The organism is Pseudoalteromonas translucida KMM 520 (genome assembly GCF_001465295.1).
Lineage (GTDB): Bacteria > Pseudomonadota > Gammaproteobacteria > Enterobacterales > Alteromonadaceae > Pseudoalteromonas > Pseudoalteromonas translucida.
In genome coordinates this window covers 2,976,239-2,991,454 of sequence record NZ_CP011034.1, presented here as the reverse complement: position 1 = coordinate 2,991,454, position 15,216 = coordinate 2,976,239, and the positions used below count along the sequence as shown (strand labels likewise).

At 39.2% G+C, this 15,216-nt stretch carries 14 protein-coding genes; 5 read left to right on the top strand and 9 right to left on the bottom strand.

Going from position 1 to position 15,216, the window contains the following annotated elements:
- The first annotated feature begins 214 nt into the window (after positions 1-214).
- On the top strand, positions 215-1,399 hold the full coding sequence (locus PTRA_RS13835) for a BaiN/RdsA family NAD(P)/FAD-dependent oxidoreductase (protein ID WP_058374219.1): 1,185 nt from the start codon (positions 215-217) through the stop codon (positions 1,397-1,399).
- Between the two features lie 79 nt (positions 1,400-1,478).
- Here PTRA_RS13835 and PTRA_RS13830 read toward each other — a convergent pair whose 3' ends face one another.
- The 4 genes from PTRA_RS13830 to coaBC form a co-directional block, all read right to left on the bottom strand.
- Positions 1,479-2,585, bottom strand: coding sequence for a GGDEF domain-containing protein (locus PTRA_RS13830; RefSeq protein WP_058374218.1), 1,107 nt, complete (start codon positions 2,583-2,585; stop codon positions 1,479-1,481).
- A 125-nt stretch (positions 2,586-2,710) separates the two neighbouring features.
- Positions 2,711-5,491 carry an alpha/beta hydrolase family protein gene (locus PTRA_RS13825; RefSeq protein ID WP_058374217.1) on the bottom strand — a complete coding sequence of 927 codons (2,781 nt, stop codon included), beginning with the start codon at positions 5,489-5,491 and terminating at the stop codon, positions 2,711-2,713.
- 161 nt (positions 5,492-5,652) lie between these two features.
- On the bottom strand, positions 5,653-6,240 hold the full coding sequence (gene slmA, locus PTRA_RS13820) for a nucleoid occlusion factor SlmA (RefSeq protein ID WP_058374216.1): 588 nt from the start codon (positions 6,238-6,240) through the stop codon (positions 5,653-5,655).
- Between the two features lie 159 nt (positions 6,241-6,399).
- Positions 6,400-7,593, bottom strand: a complete 1,194-nt coding sequence (coaBC, locus tag PTRA_RS13815) for a bifunctional phosphopantothenoylcysteine decarboxylase/phosphopantothenate--cysteine ligase CoaBC (protein ID WP_058374215.1) — start codon at positions 7,591-7,593, stop codon at positions 6,400-6,402.
- 143 nt (positions 7,594-7,736) lie between these two features.
- Here coaBC and radC point away from each other — a divergent pair, with 143 nt between their 5' ends.
- The 4 genes from radC to rfaH all read left to right on the top strand — a co-directional run bounded on the left by radC (position 7,737) and on the right by rfaH (position 9,890).
- Complete coding sequence (gene radC / locus PTRA_RS13810; protein WP_058374214.1) at positions 7,737-8,411, top strand: RadC family protein; 675 nt, start codon at positions 7,737-7,739, stop codon at positions 8,409-8,411.
- 273 nt (positions 8,412-8,684) lie between these two features.
- Complete coding sequence (gene rpmB, locus PTRA_RS13805) at positions 8,685-8,921, top strand: 50S ribosomal protein L28 (protein WP_041454777.1); 237 nt, start codon at positions 8,685-8,687, stop codon at positions 8,919-8,921.
- A gap of 11 nt (positions 8,922-8,932) precedes the next feature.
- Positions 8,933-9,088, top strand: coding sequence for a 50S ribosomal protein L33 (rpmG, locus tag PTRA_RS13800; protein WP_004335545.1), 156 nt, complete (start codon positions 8,933-8,935; stop codon positions 9,086-9,088).
- A gap of 316 nt (positions 9,089-9,404) precedes the next feature.
- Positions 9,405-9,890 (top strand): transcription/translation regulatory transformer protein RfaH, encoded by a 486-nt coding sequence (gene rfaH, locus PTRA_RS13795; protein WP_058374213.1) that lies wholly within the window; start codon positions 9,405-9,407, stop codon positions 9,888-9,890.
- Between the two features lie 57 nt (positions 9,891-9,947).
- Here the strand turns inward: rfaH and PTRA_RS13790 are convergent, their stop codons facing one another.
- The 5 genes from PTRA_RS13790 to pdxA form a co-directional block, all read right to left on the bottom strand.
- Positions 9,948-11,963 (bottom strand): methyl-accepting chemotaxis protein, encoded by a 2,016-nt coding sequence (locus tag PTRA_RS13790; RefSeq protein WP_058374212.1) that lies wholly within the window; start codon positions 11,961-11,963, stop codon positions 9,948-9,950.
- Positions 11,964-12,215: 252 nt separating this feature from the next.
- On the bottom strand, positions 12,216-13,034 hold the full coding sequence (locus PTRA_RS13785; RefSeq protein WP_058374211.1) for a symmetrical bis(5'-nucleosyl)-tetraphosphatase: 819 nt from the start codon (positions 13,032-13,034) through the stop codon (positions 12,216-12,218).
- A 12-nt stretch (positions 13,035-13,046) separates the two neighbouring features.
- A complete protein-coding gene (gene apaG / locus PTRA_RS13780; protein ID WP_058374210.1) occupies positions 13,047-13,436 on the bottom strand; it encodes a Co2+/Mg2+ efflux protein ApaG in 390 nt (129 codons plus the stop codon).
- The gene (gene rsmA, locus PTRA_RS13775) at positions 13,420-14,226 is read right to left on the bottom strand and encodes a 16S rRNA (adenine(1518)-N(6)/adenine(1519)-N(6))-dimethyltransferase RsmA (protein WP_058374209.1); all 807 of its coding nucleotides are present in this window, start codon (positions 14,224-14,226) and stop codon (positions 13,420-13,422) included. Before rsmA ends, apaG begins: the two co-directional genes overlap by 17 nt.
- A complete protein-coding gene (gene pdxA, locus PTRA_RS13770; protein WP_058374208.1) occupies positions 14,223-15,215 on the bottom strand; it encodes a 4-hydroxythreonine-4-phosphate dehydrogenase PdxA in 993 nt (330 codons plus the stop codon). Before pdxA ends, rsmA begins: the two co-directional genes overlap by 4 nt.
- Position 15,216 lies beyond the last annotated feature (1 nt).

Here is a 15,216-nt window from a genome sequence, read left to right as displayed (position 1 = left end):
ATTAGCTTCTTTCATTTGGTTATAACCTTATAATTAGCGGGCTTGTAGTTACTTTGTACTTTTAATATTTTTAAATATAGGTATAAATAACTAGTTTTAAGTTTGCGTAGTAATACTTTTATTTTTATTTGTTGTGCAATTAAAAACAATCAATTCGATGTCCAGCCGGTGCATAAATTTTGTTATAATCAAAAAAAATTAATGAGATAAATAAATGACCCAAGTAGATGTGATAGTAATTGGTGCGGGAGCAGCTGGCTTAATGTGTGCAGCGCAAGCAGGATATCGTGGCCGTAGTGTTACAGTACTTGATATGGGCAAAAAGCCAGGTCGAAAAATACTCATTAGTGGCGGTGGGCGCTGTAACTTCACCAACGAAAATGCCAGCCCTAGTAATTATTTGTGTGGCAACCCTCATTTTGTTAAATCATGTTTAAGTCGTTATACCCAACATGACTTTATTGAACTGGTAGATCGTCATGGTTTAGCCTATCACCACAAAACACTAGGTCAGCTTTTTTGTGATAATAACGCTCAAGATATTGTTGATATTTTACTCACTGAGTGTGAGTGGGCGGGTGTATCTATAAAGTTGCGTAACGAAGTAATCAGCGTTTCAAAAACTGAAACAGGTTATAGCGTAGTAACCGAACATGAAACATTTTATTGTGAGTCGTTAGTAATTGCCTCAGGTGGTTTAACTATGCCTAAGCTAGGTGCAACACCCATTGGCTATAAAATTGCAGAGCAGTTTGGCCTAAAAGTATTACCAACCATGGCGGCACTTGTACCATTCACTTTGCATCAGCACGATAAAGAACGTTTTGAAGCGCTTTCAGGTATAAGTATTTTATGCGATGTTACTAGTGAAGATGGCACTGCATTTAAAGAAAATATTTTATTTACCCATAGAGGGTTATCGGGCCCTGCTATATTGCAAATAAGCTCATTTTGGCGCGCCGGGCAGGCGGTAACTATTAATTTATTACCCGAAACAGATTTAAGACAACAGCTAGCCGATTTGCGTGAAACGCAATCCCAAAAATCGTTAAAAAATAGCTTAGCCACTATTTTACCTAAACGTTTTATTGAAGTTCTTCATGAGGGTAAAGCAATTCCTGATTGTAATATTAATCAGCTAACACATGCTCAAATAGATGAGTTAGTAAATTATATTCACGCTTGGCAAATTAAACCAAATGGTACAGAAGGTTACAGAACAGCGGAAGTAACGCTAGGCGGTGTAGATACCGATGAGCTAAGTTCAAAAACCTTTGAAGCAAAAAAATCACAAGGCTTGTATTTTATTGGCGAAGTAACCGATGTAACTGGCTGGCTAGGAGGCTATAATTTTCAGTATGCCTGGAGCTGTGGTTTTGCTGCCGGACAGTATGCTTAATTTTTCGAAATAATAAGTAAGTAGTTACAAAATTAATTAAGTTTGTTGGGTTTTAACCGCTAATATTTATAGCTAACTTTTAAATAGCAGCGGTTTCACTTAATGTGTTTTCATAGTGAGTTTTGGTTAAGTTTTCGCTAGCAACACATACCTGATCTCGTCCTTGTACTTTTGCTTTATAAAGCGCTTTATCGGCGCGTTCTAAAAGATGTAAAGCAGTGTCGTCATCACGTGCTTTAGCTATACCAATACTAATAGTTAACGCCCTATTATCGATTAAATGAGTGGCAATAAACGCTCTTAACTCTTCAGCTTCGTTAATTGCGTTATCTAGGCTGCTATCTCGAAGAATAATAGTAAACTCTTCTCCGCCCCAGCGTGCGATTAATGCACTATTTGTAAGCTTATTTTGTAAAATATTAGCAAATTCACTAAGCACGTTATCACCCGCTAAATGCCCATAAGTGTCGTTTACTTTTTTAAAGTGGTCTATGTCGCAAATCATCACTATATTTGATTTTTGCTCATTATTATTTTCACTCAGTAATTGCGACAATTCAAAATCAAATTTTTGCCTGTTATATAGCCCGGTGAGCTTATCGGTTTCGGCGAGTAGTTTTATTTCGGCATTGCGCTTCGAAAGATGAGAGTATGCTGAAAAACGCGTTTTTTCATAAAACCTAAATAATAAAACATGCGCAATAGACACTTCAACAAAATTAAATAATGCAGATAAACCTATGGTAATTGATAGTTGTTGCTGTAAATAAACAAGGTAGGCACAAATACCAAAAGCAATGCTACTTAATATACTTCCCCAATTACGGCCAACTAAAAAAAAGGTAAAAGGCGGAATAAGTGTTGCCCAAAATAATGAATGAGCATGGCCCTTTGCCGATATTATAAAGAGTATTATTAAGCTAACTATCATTAATGCAACAATCCAAGCTGCTCTACTAACCTGGCCTGTTTTATTAAACCATATACAAATACTTAATGACGCTATAAGTCCTAAGGTATCAATAAGTGCAATATCGTAATTCGAAAAATAAAAAATATTTAGCAAGCTTAAAATTAAAAAGTAGCAGCTGCAGATCAATAAAGAATGTGCAATTAAGCGTGTTCGCCAGTAATCCTTATGATCTCTAGGGTATTGCGGAAATTCTTTATACCAAAAACGTAGCATCAAATAACGACTTAATAATTATTAGTTAATTAATTCAGTATTGTCTATTTATTATAAAGTGGGTAGTAATTAATGATAAAAACCCCGATAGACTTAAGTCTATCGGGGTTTTTATCATTTACTTTTTATTCTTGTATAAATGCTTCACCTTCTGTCATCCACTTTGCGGCGGGTTTGCCTTTTAAGTAATGATCAAAGTACTGCATCATACGAATCGAAAAATCGACCTGATTAGGAAACTTTTTCAAGTGATGAGGTTCGCCTTCATACTGTAAAAAAGTGGCATCTTTACCCGCACGGCGCAGGGCTAAGTAATACTGTACCCCTTCGTGCCAAGGTACAGCGTCGTCTTTATCGCCGAACATAATTAAAATAGGGGTGTTCACTTTATCGGCAAAAAATACCGGTGAGTTTTCTATGTATAATTCAGGCGCTTCAAAAAGGTTTTTACCAATGCGGCTTTGTCCTGTTTCGTACTGAAACTGACGTGCTAAGCCCGACTTTAAACGAATGCCACTATACGCACTAGTCATGTTAGACACGGGGGCACCCGATACAACCGCTTTAAACATATCGGTTTGAGTGATCATAAAGGCACTTTGGTAGCCTGCCCACGAATGACCTTGTAAACCAATTTTATTTTTATCAGCAATGCCTAAATCAATGAGCTTTTGCGTGGCGTTGATCATGGTTTGCGTTGATGATTTACCCGGGTGGCCTATTTCAAAACGAATGTCGGGTAAAAATACCGCGTAACCGTTTGAGGTAAACATAGGGAAGTTAGGGCGGTGGTTTAATTCCATTTTAGGAAAGTCGTACATGCGTTGGCTCATATAACGGTAAAAATACACCATTACTGGTACTTTATCGCCCTTTTTGTAACCCGCAGGTTTAATTAGTACGCCTTGTAAGTCTTCGCCATCAAAGCCTTTGTAGCTTATGAGTTCTGGCTTTTCGCCCCAGGCAAAGTTACTTATTTGTGGGTTAAGTGTGGTCACTTGTTGCGGAGCACTGAAACTAAAGTCAGTTTGATAAAAGTCTGGAAACTGATGATACGTTTGCTCAGTAAATAGGTATTTATCGGCATTTTTTGCTTTTTTTACTAAATCAAAACGTTTATTACCACTGAGCACTTTAGTTACTGTGTTGGTGGTTAAATCAAGCTTGGCTATTTCACTTTGTTTAGTTTGTAAGTTGATAGCCGATATGAGCAATGTTTCGTCTTTTTTAAAGCCAACTTGGCTTTTATCAAGTTTAATAACGCGATATTGGGTATTGGTTTGTTTACCATTAGTTAAACGTTTTGCCTGCTGGCTATTTACATCAAACGCCCAAATATCGTACTTACTGTAAGCTAGTAGTTGGCTGCTATCTTGATTCCAACCGGCAAAACCATAACCTGGTTGGGCTGAAGGGTAGTCGTGCTTGTCATCAGCAAAAGTAGCTTGAATTGCACGTGTAGGCGTAGTGACTTTATTACTTTTTAAATCTTTTAGCTGTATATGGTTATCGCTAAAGTAGGCGGCAAACTGGCCATTAGGTGCCAAATTTGGTCTAAATGGGTAGTTACTAACAATGGGGGTTTGTTTGCCTGTATTAATATTTACAGCAAAGTAGTCAGCAAAAAAGCCGCCATACATTATTTTTTCAAGGTATGGGGTATCAGCATAACCAAGCAGTGATGTATCGCGCTGCGGGTTGAGCGCAACCTCAGGCATGCTCACTGTACTTAGTTGGATAACTTTTTGCGAGTTTACGTGGTACACCGCACTGTAATGGCGATTTTTATTTTTTTCGTTCCACTGCTGCTGTTCGCGCGGTTTTATTTGCGCATCGTTGTTATGCCATACTTTTAAGCCTTTATGCTCACGTATAGTGTCAAAGTCGTATAATGAGGCTTCGTCGTTATACTCTTTAGCTTTTATTTTAGCGGCCAGTTTAGGGCGATTTTCAAAATATAAACGCTCGCCATTTTCAGACCAAATTAACGCAGCTGTTTTACCTATTTCCCAATCTTTGTTGGGGGAGTTAATAGTTGTTAGTTGCTCATTTTGCCAAAGTTGTAAGCTGTAGTTACGACGGCGCATGTCGTCGTTAACATAGTTACCTAACGTAAATGCTACGCTTGCTTCAGCCGGGTGCCAGGCTATTTTACTGGCCACAACACCAGGTTCATCTATGAGCACGCTGCTTACAAAGTCGTTTAAATTAAACAGCACTATTTGATTATTGTTACCATCGCTGTAACTCTGGCTAACTAACAGTTGCTGATTAGTTGCGCTAATACTGTAGTTAAATACATCTGTAATCGTGTGGCTGCGTTTATTGCTTAAATTTACAATAACCAGCGGATAGGTTTTATCATCTTTGTCTGGTGTGATGGCGCTATCGTTTTTATTAGTATGAGTGCTGGTACTTTCATCCTCGGCTTTTTCATCATCGCCTTTAGCTGCTTTTTGATTTAAGCGATAGGCAAGCCAAGTTCCATCGTTTGATAATTTATAGTCTTTCACATCACTAAAACTTTGTTGCTCGCCTGTTTGGGTATTTACCAGTACCAGGTTGTTTTTTAGAGTATCTTTTTTCTTCGTGGTTTCTTGTTCTAGTAACGTGGGTACTTGGGTAAATGCGACCCAGTTAGCAGCTTTATTAATAACAGGCTTAGTACCACGCGGTACTTCTGCAATTAAGCTATTACCGCTTAATGAGTAAACTTGGCCAGTGGCATCACCACGGTACGGGGTTGCACTGAGCGATAAAATACGGCCATCTTCAGATAGCTGCGTTGCTTTGGCTGATTTAAAATCAAACACATCGTTAAATTGTAACGACTCTTTAGCGTAAACTGTGGTGCTAGCTACGCTGACAATAAGCGCAGAGCTTAAAAGGGTGAGCTTTGTTTTCATTAGAGGTTCTCGTTTTTTAGCGTTATTTTATTGTAACGAGTTTTGTCTATAATTCGAGTATATACGACAAGTGGTAGCAAAGCAGAGTTGAAAGGCTGAAGGTGAAAATTTAAAAACCTTGCAAGCGTGGCTCACAAGGTTAAGTGTGTTGAATTTGGAATTTATAACCAGATTTTTTGTAGCTCCGGCCATTGTTTTTCAAATTGTGCGCTTGGCTTAGTACTAAAATTACTACGCACAAACTGATTCATTTTACCTTCAACATAGGCAAGTAAAAAGTTGGCTAGGGTTAGCTCGTCACTTTGAAAGTTTTTACCTTCACGTAGCTTTCTCTCACGCAGTACTTGTTTAAATTGGGTCTCAAGTTTTTCAAATAAACTTTGCACTCGTTCACGTAACCGCTCTTGTTCACCTTGCAATGCATCACCGGTTAAAATACGGGTAATACCAGGGTTCTTTTCAGCAAACGTTAGTAGTAAATGCAAAATATTATAAACGCGGGCTTGGCTTTCTTTTTCGTTTTCTAAAATAAGATTTATACGAGATAAAAGCGTGTCTTCAATAAACTCTATTAAGCCCTCAAACATACGTGCTTTACTAGGAAAATGACGATACAGCGCTGCTTCCGATACACCAACCTCAGCTGCTAGCTTTGCTGTGGTAATACGCTGGCCGGGACTGGTTTCTAACATTTGTGCGAGTGCTTGCAGTATTTGCTCTTTGCGATTACTTCTTTTTGTCGCAGGCATGAACATTCCTTTTTTATTAGTTATCTTTTAGCAGGAGCTAGTCATTTTTGATTCAAATGTTTAAGGCGCGTTTATATTTAGAATTAAACAAATTTAAACTCTTAAAAGTAAACGCGTGTTTAGCATGTTAATGTTTTATTCAGTTTGTTTCCAGCTCTTTTATATTCTCTGAGCGAGCTGTTGGATCACTGTTAGCGCAATTGCTGTTTTGCTATTTGTTGGCAATTCAAGCTGTTCATTATGCCAGTACAGGGTTAGCGCATTATTGTCAGAGTTAAACCCAAGATCACTTTGTGATACATCGTTAGCGCAAATCATATCCAGTTTTTTATTTTTTAGTTTGCCTTTTGCGTAGTTTGCTACATTTTGTGTTTCTGCGGCAAAACCAACAGTGTAAGGGCGGTTTTGCTGTAAATTAGCTACGTGTGCAATTACATCCGGGTTTTTAACTAAAGTAAGAGTAAGCTCATCGCCTTGCTTCTTCATTTTTTGCGTTGCAACCGTTGCTGCGCGGTAATCGGCAACAGCGGCGCAGCCAATAAACGCATCTGAGTGCGGTGCGTAGTTGAGTGATTCGTTTAATAGCTGATCGGCGCTTTCTATGTTGATCAAATTTACGCCAGCAGGGGCTTTTATAGTCACCGGGCCTGAAATTAAATTAACCTTAGCGCCAAGTAATAAAGCAGCCTCAGCAAGTGCGTAACCCATTTTTCCTGAGCTATGATTAGATATAAAACGTACCGGATCAATGGCTTCTCGGGTCGGGCCTGCTGTTATGGTAATGGTTTTACCTGCAAGTAACTGAGGTTGCTCTTTTGCGATACATAAAGCAACTAGCTCATGAGGCTCTAGCATGCGTCCAGCGCCTACATCGCCACAAGCTTGCTCACCCTTTCCAGGCCCCCAAATAAGCACGTTACGTGCTTTAAGTGTGGCTAAATTAGCTTGTGTTGCAGGGTGGGCATACATTTGCTGATTCATAGCCGGTGCGATAGCGACTTTAGCCGGAGTTGCAAGCAATAAGGTAGTGAGTAAGTCATCGGCAATGCCCGCCGCCATTTTAGCTATAATGTTGCTGGTGGCTGGGGCAACTAAAATTAAATCGGCCCATTTGGCAAACTCAATATGGCCCATGGCAGCTTCTGCTGAAGGGTCGAGTAAGGAGTCTGCAACCATTTCACCGCTCACAGCTTGCATAGTTAAGGGGGTTATAAAATGTTTTGCTGACTCAGTCATAACTACTTTAACACTACAACCATGCTCTTTTAAGCGTCTAACCAGTTCTGCGCATTTATAGGCCGCTATACCGCCGCTAATCCCCAGCACTATTTTTTTATTAGTTAAATTAATCATGGTTGTCCATCAGCCTTATTTAATATTAGGGCTAAAATAACAAATCTTGACCCGTACAGCTAAGCTTTTAAGATGAAAATAACAGGCTAATTTTCAAATTTGCATTACAGTTAATATATAAGCCGATTTATCAAGGATGAATAATGCAACTAACCTCACTTCCTAATTCGCAGCGTCCTCGCGAAAAGCTAATCGAAAAAGGCGCAAAAGCGCTCAGTGATGCTGAATTACTTGCCATATTTTTACGCACCGGTTTACCGGGAATGAATGTGATTGAGCTTGCCCAGCATTTACTTAATGAAAACAAAACGCTGCACAATTTATTTAATGCCAGTATGGAAGAGTTTTGTGCGCAAAAAGGGTTAGGTACAGCCAAGTATGTGCAGTTGCAAGCGGTGCTTGAGCTCAGCCAACGTTACATGCAGGAGCGTTGCCAGCGCGATGCTATATTTAACTCGCCAAACGCTGTATATGATTATTTAACCTTGCAAATGCGTGGTTTGCAGCAGGAGGTATTTATGGTGTTGTATCTTGATAGTCAAAATCGCTTAATTAAAGATGAAATACTTTTTTATGGCACCATTAATTCTGCCAGCGTATATCCACGAGAAGTGGTAAAAGCGGCGCTTAAAAATAATGCTGCAACGGTTATTTTGGCGCATAATCACCCAAGCGGGATTGCCGAACCAAGTCAGGCCGACAAACTTATTACTAATAAATTGCAACAAGCACTGCAATTGGTAGATATAAATGTGCTGGATCATATTATTGTTGGAGGAGAAACCTGTGTTTCTTTTGCTGAACGAGGTCTTATTTAGCTTTACTTTTACAGAAGAGTACTAAAAACGAGCAGTTTAGTGTGTTTTGGCAAATTAGTTTAATTTAAATGCAGTTTTTACTTTCCCTATGGGCTTTCGATCTTTATAATTAGCCGCTATCAAATTTGCACATGAGCTGATTGGATGAGATCAGTTATTTGATCTTCGCCTGTAAAAGCTGTATAAAGAGCGCCCTTCGATTTATCTCTAGGGCACAACTACATGGCCTTAGGGAAAATTAAGCTCGAGCTAAGTTATTGGAGATATATAGACATGGCTAAAGTATGTCAAGTTACAGGTAAGCGTCCTGCGGTTGGTAATCACCGTTCACACGCGAGAAACGCGACTAAACGTCGTTTCCTACCTAACCTACAAACACACCGTTTTTGGGTTGAAAGTGAAAAACGTTTTGTAACATTACGCACTACTACTAAAGGTATGCGTATTATCGATAAAAAAGGCATCGACACGGTTCTTACAGAAATCCGTGCTCGCGGCGTAAAAGTTTAAGGATCTGAATCATGCGCGATAAAATCCGTTTAGTTTCAACTGCCGGTACTGGTTTTTTCTACACTACCGACAAGAACAAACGTAACATGCCTGAGAAGATGGAAATCAAAAAGTTTGATCCAAAGATTCGTAAACATGTTCTTTTTAAAGAAGCTAAAATTAAGTAATTTTAGTTTTCTATTAGAATGTAAAAACCCAGCTTATGCTGGGTTTTTTGTTTTTAATTTACGCAAAATATTAGCTTAACGCTTTAATATTGTCCTTGGCTTTAGCTTTGAGCCCGCTTCTAATCGCTGTAATATATCAGTGCTTAACCCTCAATTAAAACCTACTCGTTTGATTATCAGCGTATTAAATTACTTTTCCTAAGTGAGTACTTATTTACTGTGGGGCTATTTTACATAAAGGCTTGCATAGGAGTATAATGCTGCGCTCATTTAGTTTATGGTTGTGTTATCTTCAACTCAGGCTGTAGGAATTGCCATGGAAAGTTGGTATTTAGTTGTATGTAAACCTCGCCAAGAAGAGCGTGCGCAGGTTAATTTAAAAAACCAAGGAATAGCGTCATTTTTTCCAAAGTTAACTACTGAAAAGCTAGTTAAAGGACGCCGTACTGTTAAGCAGTCTGCTTTATTTCCTGGTTATGTATTTGTGTGTTTAGAAGCTGAGAATGGTAACTTTTTTGCGGTAAAAAATACCCGCGGAGTAAGTGGCTTTGTAACTTATGGTGCTGCATATCAGCGTGTGCCCGTTGAGTTAATTAATCAGCTTAAAGCAGAGCGTTCGCACTCTCATGAATCGCAAATCCCTAAAAGCGGTGACTTGGTGAGTGTAAATAATGACTCATTTAAAAATATTGACGCTATTTATAAAGAGCCTGATGGCGATATACGCAGTATTTTGTTCATTAATTTGCTTAACAAACAAATAGAAATTAGCGTTAGTAATCAAGCTATAAGCAAAATCTAATAAAAAAGGGGAAGTAATAAATTACTTCCCCTTTTTTATACATGTTTATAGCAGTAATTAAACCTTAAAGTTCTCTACTGATAACCTTAGTTCTTCTGCTAGCTTTGCTACCTCTGAACTTGAAATAGTCGTTTGTATTGCGCCCTCAGCGGTTTGCTCGGCTATAGCAACAATAGACTCTAAACGCTCACTTATTTCTTGTGATACTTGTTGTTGCTCTTGCGCTGCTGTTGATATTTCTTCACTCACGTTATGCGCTTGCGATACAGCTAAAGTAATTGAATCGAGAGCGCTGCTTGCTAAATCGCTTTGCTTAACACATGACACGGCTTGTTGTTTGCCTTTTTCCATGGCCGATACAGCGGCTTCTGCACCGCTTTGTAGTGACTCAATCATAGATTGAATCTCTTGGGTTGATTCTTGTGTTTTACTTGCCAGAGAGCGTACTTCATCTGCTACTACAGCAAAGCCTCGGCCATACTCACCTGCACGCGCCGCTTCAATCGCGGCATTTAATGCCAATAAGTTTGTTTGATCAGCAATACCGCGAATAACATCTAATATACTGCCAATCGATGCACTGTCTTTATGTAGCTTATTAATAACATTCGACGCTTCATCAACTTCGTAAGCTAGTTGCTCAATAGTGGCTTTATTTTGGTTTGAAATATCTTTAACGCGCTCAGCTTCTTTATCGGCATTTTTAATTTCATGTAACGCCTGTTGAGCACTGTTGCTTACCGTTTGTGATGTACTACTCATTTCGGTTGTTGCTGTAGCCGCCTGCTCAACCTGTGCTTGCTGATTACGAATTGCTTTACTTGATTCGCCAGTAATTGTTGAGGTTTGCTCTGATGCTGCTGCAAGCTGAGTTGAGCGTGAAATAATGCCTTTAATTAAACTGCGAAGACTATCAATTAAGGTGTTACAGCTTTTCGATAGCTCACCAAACTCATCTTTAGCACTGTCATCTAAGCGTTGCGTCATATCGCCACTTGCTACAATATCTAAAATGCGATTAACTTCAGCCAGTGGTTTAGTAATACGATTTACCGTAACGACTGCTACGATAATTGCAATTATCGTAGCTATTATCATGCCTATCCAAGTCCACAAGTTTGCAGAGTCTACGTCGCTGCGCACCCCTTTTTGCAATGAAAAAGCAACATCGCTGGCTTGTTTTACAAGTACGTCAATTTGATTTAGCGCTGTTTTAGTTGCTTGCTCAGACTCTGCAAGTTCGCGTTCAGTAAGGCTAATTGCATCTATTAAGCGTTTTTTATTCGCAGCAAGGCTATTGTTACCTACAATGTTGTTCTCTAGCGTGTCTACGTATTCTTTTAGACTATTGTATAAACCACTATGGCTTTGCTCTATGGCTGGCTTAATTAGCGCTACGGTGCGGGTTACTTCTTCGAAGTAGTATACTTGCTCATTTTTTACAATATCTAAGGTATTAAGCGTTTTAACCGTTAGCATGTCGGTGCTGTTGCTTACTACAGACATAAAATTGTTTTCAAGATTATTAGCAGCCTGATAAGCACGTGGGTTACTTTGCTCTAAGCCGTTTATATCAATAATATCGAGTACAATTGAGTTTGCATCTTCGGCGGCAAGCTCTATGTTTTCTAGTTGCGCTTTTAACATTTTATTCAGTGCTAGCTGTTTAGCTTTGTCGGCAAGTAAGCTCTCTACTGTGCTTAAAAAACTTAAATAGGTTGTTTCAACTTGTTGGCTACTTTTACTCAATAGTGGATCGTTTTTAACTACTTCTTGTAACTCACTATGCAGCGTATTGAATAACTGCTTTTGTTCGAGCACTTGGTTTTTTATTGGTTCTAGTTGCTCTGCAGAAGAGGTATAAAAACTGGCTTGAGCAGCTTTGCTCATTAAAATAAACTCGGCTTGTAATTCAGCGCTTTTATTTAAAGCGGGCAGCGACAACTGATTTACTTTTTGGGTGGATCGATCAATATTTGCTATTTTTATTAAAGAGTTACCGCCAATTATTAAAAGCAGTAGAGTGATGAAAATAAATCCACCCCAAATACGCTGGCTCACTGTTAAATTCATACGGATTTCCATTCTAAAGTACATCAGTTAAAACTTATCGGCTTGTATTGCAATAAGTTAAGTAATTAAAGTTAATTTTAAGTGTTTAATCTGTGTTGATTATTTTTAATTAAGCAATGGTCATGCGTAGCTCTAATTATAGGGATGCTATTTTTGCTACTAAATATAATGCCAACTCAATGTGAACAGGTTGTAATTACAATATTTCAACATGCTGCATTAAACTTAACAGATGTATTACTTTATTTCAGTTTATTTAGACGAAAGTTGTGATTTTTCTATAGTTTTTTGTTTGTTTTTTAACTCTATTAGGGTCATAGCGCCCCCCCAAACACATCCGGTGTCTAAGGCTAATAAATGATTGTGAGGTGTTTTACCATTTAATGCTGCCCAATGGCCAAAAATAAGTGTTTGTTTAGCTGTTGTTATTGCTGGATGCATAAACCAAGGGGTTAAGTGATTGTTGCTTGTTACCTCCCCTTTTGCACTTAAGTCGAGTTGATTATCGGCAGTTAAAAATCGCATGCGGGTAAAGTAGTTAACTATGTATCTAAACTTTTCATAGTCATTAAGTTCATTAGGGTTATTAATGGGATGAGGTTGGTACATGTTTGCAAAAAAGTCATGCGCTTTAGATGAGCTGTAACAATACTGAGCAAACTGAGCATGTTGTAAGGCTTGTGCTATCGACCAGTCAGGGTTGAGCCCAGCATGGGATATAAAGCTATTGTACTGCTTAAGATAAAGTGCCAAAGGCTGAGTTTGTAAAAATGCAATATAGTGGGGGAGTTTAGTGCTATTGAATACAGCCGCTAATTTATCATTAGGGTTGGGTGGTTTATTAAGTAGATAGCAGGCAATCAGGTGTAAGTCATGATTGCCTAGCGTAACTGTAATGCTATTTTGGTGTTTGTATAGGTACTCTAAACAGGCGAGTGAGTCCGGGCCTCGAGCGACTATATCGCCCACCAAATAAAGATGATCTTTACTTGGATTAAAGTTAACGCGTTGGAGTAACGCGTTAAACTCGTTAAAGCAGCCTTGCAAATCACCTATTGCGTAGTCAGCCATGCTTAGAGTGCACTAGTGCAGTATGTTTGGGCAGGCTAAACGAAACACGTTAATAGGCGCTTTAAACTCAGTGCCAAACTCGTTACGTAACGTATAATGCCCTTGCATAGTACCTACAGGGGTATCTAGTATTGCCCCACTGGTATATTTATAACTTTCGCCGGGTGCTATAACTGGGTTTTCGCCGACCACACCTTCGCCTTGCACTTCAATTTCTTTGCCATTTGCATCGGTAATTAACCAATAACGGCTCAGTAATTTAGCGCTACACAAACTGTGATTTTTAATGGTTACAGAATAAGCAAATACAAACTTATCGAGTTCAGGTTGCGACTGCTCTTCTACATAAAATGTTTCAACAGATACCTTTACAGGCGATCCAATATTACTGCTTGTTGTCATAAATCCAATTTGCTATATCAATAAATTGTTGTAACGATAAGCGCTCAGCACGCAAAGTAACATCTATGCCAATGCTGGTAAGCTCATCTGCAGTTAGTAAGTTGCTTAAACTATTGCGTAGTGTTTTACGACGCTGGTTAAAGGCTTCTAGGCAAACGTTGTTTAAAATTTTCACGCTTTTTGCAGTGCGTTGTTCAGGTTTTTTAGGGATTAAGCGAATAACCGCCGAATCAACTTTAGGCGCTGGTTTAAAGCACTCAGGCGGTACTTCTATAACCGGCATTGCATTACAGTAGTACTGGGTCATTACGCTTAAACGACCAAAGGTTTTGCTCCCTGGGCCTGCAACCATGCGTTTTACTACTTCTTTTTGCAGCATAAAGTGCATGTGCTCAATATTGTCTGCAAATTCAAAAAAATGAAATAGTAACGGAGTAGAAATGTTATACGGTAAGTTCCCAAACACTTTTAATTTTTTGTCATCTCTCACCAAGCTTGCAAAATCAAAGGTCATTGCATCGCCTTGGTTTACGGTTAATTTAGGCCCTAAAAATGGGTGTTCAATTAATCGCTGTGCCAAATCTTTATCTAATTCTACAACTGTTAAATGGCCGCTTAATTCGGCTACCGGTTCAGTAATTGCGCCAAGGCCTGGACCAATCTCTACTAGGTTATCTTCTGGTTTAGGATCGATTGCGCTCACTATTTTACCGATGATCATGTCATCAAATAAAAAGTTTTGTCCAAAACGTTTACGGGCGCGGTGTCCTAAATGTACTTTATCGGTCATTGATTTTGTGCTTTTTCTTGGGCGAGCTTAATTGCTTCGCGGATCGCTAATTCAAAACTGCCAACATCAGCAGTACCTTTGCCTGCTAAGTCCAAAGCAGTACCATGATCTACTGAGGTGCGGATAAATGGTAAACCTAAGGTAATATTTACCGAGTTACCAAATCCCTTGTATTTTAGCACAGGTAGCCCCTGATCGTGATACATAGCTAATACGGCATCGGCTTCATTTAGGTATTTATCTTGAAATAAAGTGTCAGCAGGGAGTGGACCAATCAGGTTCATACCTTGGTTGTTAAGTATTTCAAGTGTTGGAATAATAGTATCTATTTCTTCACGGCCTAAATGGCCATCTTCACCAGCATGAGGATTTAAACCACAGACTAAAATACGCGGCTTTTCTATACCAAACTTAGTTTGTAAGTCGTGGTTTAAAATACTCGCTACTTTGATTAGCCGATCCTCTGTGATAGCACGCGACACATAGGCAAGCGGAATATGCGTTGTTACCAGCGCTACTCTTAGCCCTTGCGTAGCAAGCATCATTACTACATCGGCGGTATTCGACTGTTGTGCAAAATACTCGGTGTGGCCACTAAACGAAATGCCGGCTTTATTAATAATGCCTTTATGCACTGGGCCGGTAACAACTGCTGCAAAAGTGCCATCCATGTTTTTTTCACTGGCAATACGCAAAGTGTCTAATACGTATTGGCCATTGGCATCGTTAAGTACACCTAGCTCTACCGGCTCAGCTACATCTACTTGATGTAGGTAAAGGCTTCCTGCTGGTGCAGGGATTGCTGCAGCGTGCTGATCAAACTCTATGAGCTTTATATTTAAGCCTAAATGTTTAGCACGTTGTTTAAGCATATTTGCGTCGGCAATGGCAACAAGCTGTGCGTCCCAAGTTTGTTGGGCAAGTTTTAACAGTAAATCTGGACCAATGCCCGCAGGCTCACCTGGGGTAATTGCGATACGTAATGTCATA

What these genes read in the sequence shown, in the direction of transcription:
- PTRA_RS13835 (WP_058374219.1), top strand. Translation starts at nt 215, where the DNA reads ATGACCCAAGTAGATGTGATAGTAATTGGTGCGGGAGCAGCTGGCTTA.
- slmA (WP_058374216.1), bottom strand. Translation starts at nt 6,240, where the DNA reads ATGCCTGCGACAAAAAGAAGTAATCGCAAAGAGCAAATACTGCAAGCA.
- PTRA_RS13830 (WP_058374218.1), bottom strand. Translation starts at nt 2,585, where the DNA reads ATGCTACGTTTTTGGTATAAAGAATTTCCGCAATACCCTAGAGATCAT.
- PTRA_RS13825 (WP_058374217.1), bottom strand. Translation starts at nt 5,491, where the DNA reads ATGAAAACAAAGCTCACCCTTTTAAGCTCTGCGCTTATTGTCAGCGTA.
- PTRA_RS13785 (WP_058374211.1), bottom strand. Translation starts at nt 13,034, where the DNA reads ATGGCTGACTACGCAATAGGTGATTTGCAAGGCTGCTTTAACGAGTTT.
- radC (WP_058374214.1), top strand. Translation starts at nt 7,737, where the DNA reads ATGCAACTAACCTCACTTCCTAATTCGCAGCGTCCTCGCGAAAAGCTA.
- rsmA (WP_058374209.1), bottom strand. Translation starts at nt 14,226, where the DNA reads ATGACCGATAAAGTACATTTAGGACACCGCGCCCGTAAACGTTTTGGA.
- coaBC (WP_058374215.1), bottom strand. Translation starts at nt 7,593, where the DNA reads ATGATTAATTTAACTAATAAAAAAATAGTGCTGGGGATTAGCGGCGGT.
- rfaH (WP_058374213.1), top strand. Translation starts at nt 9,405, where the DNA reads ATGGAAAGTTGGTATTTAGTTGTATGTAAACCTCGCCAAGAAGAGCGT.
- apaG (WP_058374210.1), bottom strand. Translation starts at nt 13,436, where the DNA reads ATGACAACAAGCAGTAATATTGGATCGCCTGTAAAGGTATCTGTTGAA.
- PTRA_RS13790 (WP_058374212.1), bottom strand. Translation starts at nt 11,963, where the DNA reads ATGAATTTAACAGTGAGCCAGCGTATTTGGGGTGGATTTATTTTCATC.
- rpmG (WP_004335545.1), top strand. Translation starts at nt 8,933, where the DNA reads ATGCGCGATAAAATCCGTTTAGTTTCAACTGCCGGTACTGGTTTTTTC.
- rpmB (WP_041454777.1), top strand. Translation starts at nt 8,685, where the DNA reads ATGGCTAAAGTATGTCAAGTTACAGGTAAGCGTCCTGCGGTTGGTAAT.
- pdxA (WP_058374208.1), bottom strand. Translation starts at nt 15,215, where the DNA reads ATGACATTACGTATCGCAATTACCCCAGGTGAGCCTGCGGGCATTGGT.